Origin of the sequence: Streptomyces sp. MZ04 (genome assembly GCF_004684775.1) — a bacterium.
GTDB lineage: Bacteria > Actinomycetota > Actinomycetes > Streptomycetales > Streptomycetaceae > Streptomyces.
In genome coordinates, this window is sequence record NZ_SRIC01000545.1 from 1 (window position 1) to 1,794 (window position 1,794).

2 protein-coding genes are annotated in these 1,794 nt (G+C 73.6%); both read left to right on the plus strand.

Annotated elements, in window-relative coordinates:
- On the plus strand, positions 1 to 166 hold a 166-nt coding region (locus E2651_RS42985; RefSeq protein WP_209446395.1), incomplete at its 5' end, for an alpha-glucosidase C-terminal domain-containing protein.
- Positions 167 to 332: 166 nt separating this feature from the next.
- Positions 333 to 1,760: a maltokinase gene (locus E2651_RS42990; protein WP_135336694.1), complete on the plus strand. Its 1,428-nt coding sequence runs from the start codon at positions 333 to 335 to the stop codon at positions 1,758 to 1,760.
- The last annotated feature ends 34 nt before the right edge of the window (positions 1,761 to 1,794 follow it).

Genomic DNA, 1,794 nt, shown 5'->3' on the forward strand with positions numbered 1-1,794 from the left:
CCGCTTCGCCCAGCCCACCGAACTCGATCTGCAGTCCTTCAACGGCCGCCACCCGGTCGAACTCATCGGCGGGGTGCGCTTCCCGGCCATCGGCGAACTGCCCTACCTCCTGACACTGGCGGGGCACGGGTTCTACTGGTTCCGGCTGCGCAAGGACCCGGCGTAGGCTCCACCTCTGCGACACCGCTGCGAACACCGGCGCGGGGCGGTTTCCACCGCCCCGCCCTGGGCACTCTCCCCGCACGACCGGCACTCCCGTACAGACCGGCACTCCCGCACGACCGGCACTCCCGCACTCTCCCTTGTCCGCACCGCGGAAAGGACGCGACGCCATGTCGGAAGCCGTCACCCGCCCGGGCATCACCACGGACGCGCTGCTCGCCTCGCTCGATCCGCTCCTTCGCGGGTGGCTGCCGAGGCAACGCTGGTTCGCGGGCAAGGGCCGTCCGGTCTCCGGCTTCCACCTGGTCACGGCGACCGAACTGCTCCCGCCCACCGCCCGGTTGGGACTGCTGCACCTCCTGGTGCGGGTGGACCAGCCGCTGATCCCGGGGCGGGGCGGAGCCACCACCGCACAGCCCGCCGACTGCTACCAACTCCTGCTCGGCGTGCGGCGCGAGCTGCCGCCGCGGCTCGCTCCCGCGCTGATCGGCCATGTCACGGAGGGGCCGCTCGCCGGGTTCACGGTCTACGAGGCGCTGCACGACCCGCGCCTGGCCGACTTCCTGCTCGAGGCGCTGCGGATGCGGGCGCGCGTCGGCAAGCTGCGCTTCGAGCGCGCCATGGGCAGGGACATCGGCGAGGGTCTCGTGCCGCGCGTACTGGCCGCCGAGCAGTCCAACTCCTCGCTCGTGTACGGCGACACGTACATCCTGAAGCTGTTCCGCCGCATCGTCCCCGGCCTCAATCCGGATCTGGAGCTGCCGCTGAAACTCGCCCGCGAGGACTGCGCGCAGGTCCCCGCCCCGGCCGCCTGGTTCCTCGCGGACCTGCCGGACGACGTGAACGTGCTCGGCGTGCTCCAGCCCTATCTGAAGGGCACGACGGACGGCTGGGACCTCGCGCTGCGCCGGCTCACCGAGGGGGCCGACTTCAGCGGCGAGGCGCGGGCGCTCGGCCGCGCGACCGCCGACGTACACCTGGCGCTCGCCCGCGCGCTGCCCACCGTCACGCTCGGCCGCGCCCAGGTGGAGCTGATCGCCGAGGGCATGGCGGAGCGCCTGGACGCGGCGGCCGGAGCGGTGCCCGCGCTGCTTCCGTACGCGAAGGCCCTGCGCACCGCCTTCGACGCGCTCGCCGATCTGGCCGCCGAAGGAACGACCTGGACGGCCCAACGCGTCCACGGGGACCTGCACTTGGGGCAGTTCCTGCGCTCGCCCTCCGGTGACTGGTCGCTGATCGACTTCGAGGGTGAGCCCTCGCGTCCCCTTGCCGAGCGCAGGATGCCGCAGCCCGCGGTGCGCGATGTGGCGGGCATGCTGCGGTCCTTCGACTACGCGGCGCGGTCGGCCGAGCCGTGGTCGCCCCGGTGGGCGGGCGAGTGCCGGGCGGCCTACTGCGCGGGGTACGCGGAGGTGTCGGGCCGCGACCCCCGCACCGATCCGGTCGTCCTGCGCGCCTACGAGACGGACAAGGCGGTCTACGAAGTCCTCTACGAGGCCCGCCACCGCCCCGACTGGCTGCCCGTCCCGCTCGCCGCCGTCCACCGCCTCGCCTCGAACGGCCCCGCGACGAACGGCCCCGCCACCGAAGCCCACTGACCCGCCCCTCGCCTAGGAGGCCTCCCCCGTGACC